At 68.4% G+C, this 3,584-nt stretch carries 4 protein-coding genes; all 4 read right to left on the bottom strand.

The window, feature by feature from the left end; genetic code table 11:
* The coding region (locus tag D3H34_RS31065; protein ID WP_147400534.1) for an ABC transporter permease at positions 1–699 on the bottom strand (699 nt) is incomplete at its 3' end.
* Between the two features lie 53 nt (positions 700–752).
* Positions 753–1,322 (bottom strand): VOC family protein, encoded by a 570-nt coding sequence (locus D3H34_RS31070; protein ID WP_119558683.1) that lies wholly within the window; start codon positions 1,320–1,322, stop codon positions 753–755.
* 20 nt (positions 1,323–1,342) lie between these two features.
* On the bottom strand, positions 1,343–2,362 hold the full coding sequence (locus tag D3H34_RS31075; protein WP_119558684.1) for an ABC transporter substrate-binding protein: 1,020 nt from the start codon (positions 2,360–2,362) through the stop codon (positions 1,343–1,345).
* Positions 2,363–2,430: 68 nt separating this feature from the next.
* A complete protein-coding gene (locus tag D3H34_RS31080; protein WP_119558685.1) occupies positions 2,431–3,369 on the bottom strand; it encodes a fumarylacetoacetate hydrolase family protein in 939 nt (312 codons plus the stop codon).
* Positions 3,370–3,584: the final 215 nt, after the last annotated feature.

Raw genomic sequence — 3,584 nt, forward strand, 5'->3', positions numbered from 1 at the left:
GATCACCACCAGCGCGGCGAAGAGGTAGTCGGTGCGCGCGTTGGCGTTGGCTTCGAGGATCAGGTGGCCGAGCCCGCGCTCGGCGCCGACGAACTCGCCCACGATCGCGCCGATCACCGCCAGCGGCATGGCCGAGCGCAGGCCGTCCATGATCGAAGGCAGGGCCGAGGGCATGTACAGGCGCCGGAAGGTGGTCCACGACGACGCGCGGATCGCCTGGAAGTGCTCGACGAGATGGGCCGGCGTGCCCGCCAGTCCGCCCATGGTCGCGATCACCACCGGGAAGAAGGCGAACAGGAAGGCCATCAGCACCTTCGAGGTGTCGCCGTAGCCGAACCAGATCACCATCAGCGGCGCGAGCGCGATCTTGGGCAGGCCCTGGAACACGACGATCAGCGGGTACAGCGCCCGGCGCACCGTCGGCACCGCATGGATCGCCAGCCCCAGCAGCACGCCGCCGACGGCTGCCAGCGCGAAGCCGGCCAGCACCTCCTGCGTCGTGACCCACGACTGCGCGAGCAGCGCCATGCGGTTGGTCCAGAGGCTGTCGAGCACCTGCGACAGCGGCGGCAGCAGGTAGCGCTTGATGCCGAACACCTCGACCGATTTCTCCCACAGGATGCCCAGCACGAGGAAGAGCAGGGCAGGGTCGGTGAAGCGGCGCCACGATTCGGCGCGCGAGGAAGGGGCGGGTTGCATGTGTCTTGTCTCCGGGTCTTCTTATGTGTCGTTGCTTGTCGCGTGGCGGGCGTTCAGCGCTTCGGGTCGTCGCTGTTGTCGTCTGGGCCCTGGGCGGTGCGCGGCCCCCACTGGGGCGGCGGCACCACGAACTTGTCGAAGTGCCACTGGTCGAAGGCGGCCAGGTCGTTCTTCCACACGCGCGGCGTGTAGGGCTGCGCGGGCGTGACCTGCACCATCTCGGCGTAGAACTCGCAGTAGTTGCCGTCGGGGTCCTTGAACACGAGGAACAGGTTCTCGCCGGGCCCGTGCTTGCCGATGCCGCGCACGATCTCGATGCCCTGCGCCTGCAGGTAGCGCGCGGCGTCCTCGATCTCGGCGAGCGAGCCGAGCTGGTAGGCGAAGTGCTCCAGCCCGGGGCGCCCCGGAACGTAGGTGGCCGCGTGCTGCGGATCGCCGGGCGGGATCTGCGCGAGCGCCAGGTCGTGGTGGTCGTTCCCGCAGCGCAGGAAGGCCATCTGGTCCTCGATGTGGTCGGACACCTCGAGGCCGACGATCTCGGTATAGAAGCGCACGGAGGCCTTCAGGTCGCGCACGTTGAGCACGACGTGGCCCAGGCGCTGGGGACGGGGGCGTTGGACCATGGGCGATGTTCCTTGCGGGCTCATGGCGCGAGCAGGTCGTTGGTGTAGGCGTCCTGCGGCTTCACCTTGCCGCCCAGGCCGAAGGCCTTGTCGACGAACTGCACGGTGGCGCCCATGCGGTCCTCGCGCAGGTAGCCCAGGCCCTTGGCCTTGGCGGCCGGGTCGACGAGCAGGTCGTTCATGTCCTTGATCTGCGCCAGCGCCACGGCGCGGTCGGTGGTGGGGAACATCTTCACCATCAGGTCGGCCGCCTGCTCGGGGTTGGCCATGGCGAACTCGTAGCCGCGGTACGACGCGCGCAGGAACTTCTTCACCACCTCGGGACGCTTCCTGATGAGGTCTTCGCTGGCCGCGAAGCCGCTGCCGTAGGCGTCCAGGCCGAAGTCGCTGTATTCGATCCAGCCCAGCGTCACGCCGGCGGCGGCGGCCTGCTTCTGGGTGACGGCGCGGTTGCTCGCGCGCCAGCATTCGGCCAGGTCGATCCGGCCTTCGATCAGCGAGGCATCGACCACCGCAGGGTCCATGCGCAGCAGGCGGATGCTGTCCTTGGGCTGGCGGTTCGCCTCCAGCCAGGCGGGCACGACGTTGTGCACCGGCGAGGCCGAGCCGCCACCCAGGCGCAGGCCTTTCATGTCGGCCGGCGTCTTCGGCTGGTGGCGCTTGGTGTCGAAGCAGATGCCCGCGGGCCAGCGCGTGTTGATGGCGCCGATCATGCGGATCTTGCCGCCGTTGGCACGGTTGAGCACGAGGCTGATCGGGTCGACGTAGCCGAACTCGAACTGCCCCTGGTCCAGCTCGTTGGCGGTGCGGTTGCCGCCGTAGCCGCGCACGATGGCGGTCTCCAGGCCCAGCTCGCGGAAGTAGCCCTGCGCCTGCGCCACGATCACGCCGACCGAGCTGCCCTGCGGCAGCCAGGCCATGTTGTAGGTGACCTTCTCCTGGGCGGCGGCGGGCGCCGCGGGCAGCAGCAGCGCGCTGCAACAGGCGATGCCGGTCAGTGCGCGCGCGAGCGCGGCCAGTCCTCTGCGGGTGGGTTGCATGTCTTTGTCTCCATACCTTGTTGTTCGTGATTCGAAAGAACGGGGCCGGGGCCCCGCGGTGCGGATGCTCAGAGGCGCTCTGCCTGCACCTGGTTGGACAGCCGTCCGATGCCTTCGATGCTCGCCACCAGCCGGTCGCCCGCGTTCAGGTAGATACCCCGACCCATGCCCACGCCGGTGGGCGTGCCGGTGGCGATCACGTCGCCGGGCTCGAGCGTGACGATGGTCGAGAGGTAGGCGACCTGCTCGCGCACCGTCCAGATCATGTTGGCCGTGCTGTCCTGCTGCATCGGCTCGTCGTTCACGTCCAGGCGCATGCTCACCGCCTGCGGGTCGGGGATCTGCCACGCCGGCACCAGCCACGGACCGATGGGGGCGAAGGTGTCGTGGCACTTGCCCTGGAACCAGTCGTGCTTGAACGGGTAGTCGCTGCGGATGTTGAGGTCGCGCGCCGAGATGTCGTTGACGATGGTGTAGCAGGCGATCGCGTCGAGCGCGTCTTCCACCGACACGCGGCGGCAGCGCTTGCCGATCACGGCGGCGAGTTCGACTTCCCAGTCGAGCTTGCTGGTCTCGGGCGGCATCTGGATCGTCTCGCCGTTGCCGATCACCGTGTTCGACAGCTTCAGGAACATGTACGGCTTGCTCTGCGACTTGGCCGCCAGCACCGTCCCCATTTCATTGGCGTGCGAGGCGTAGTTGGAGGCCGCGCAGAAGATGCGGCTGGGCACGAAGGGCGCGGCCACGGCCGCCGCGCCGCCATCCACCGGCCGGATCGCGCCCGAGGCCGCGAGCGACGCGGCCATCGGCGCGGCGTCGCGCAGCCAGGCCTGGGCGTTGGCCCAGTCGCGCAGCATGGCCTCGACGCCCTGCGTCACCCACGCATCGGGCAGCGGCGGCAGGCCGGCCGCGCGAGCCGCCTCCAGGTCGTACAGCTGGTTGTCGAGCACCAGGGCAGGGGCAAGGCCGCCGGCACGGCGGTAGGTGGCGAGCGCGATCCAGGACATTCGATTGACTCCTCATTCTTGGGTGGATTGGAATCCGCGACCTGTGCTTTGCATTCAGTGTCTGCGAATTGTGTGCAATTTTATGGTTTGGTGTTCATGAGAGTCAAGATTTTGTCGATATCGCACCAAAAAAGGGCGTGCGAGCGCGCGCCGCAGCCGGCCAGGGCCGAAAACGGCAGGCCGGAGCGGGCAGCGGGAACGGGGGAGGGGAAGGA

This window comes from Acidovorax cavernicola (genome assembly GCF_003581445.1).

Coding starts and splice junctions, on each gene's coding strand:
- D3H34_RS31070 (WP_119558683.1), bottom strand. CDS start 1,322: ATGGTCCAACGCCCCCGTCCCCAGCGCCTGGGCCACGTCGTGCTCAAC.
- D3H34_RS31075 (WP_119558684.1), bottom strand. CDS start 2,362: ATGCAACCCACCCGCAGAGGACTGGCCGCGCTCGCGCGCGCACTGACC.
- D3H34_RS31080 (WP_119558685.1), bottom strand. CDS start 3,369: ATGTCCTGGATCGCGCTCGCCACCTACCGCCGTGCCGGCGGCCTTGCC.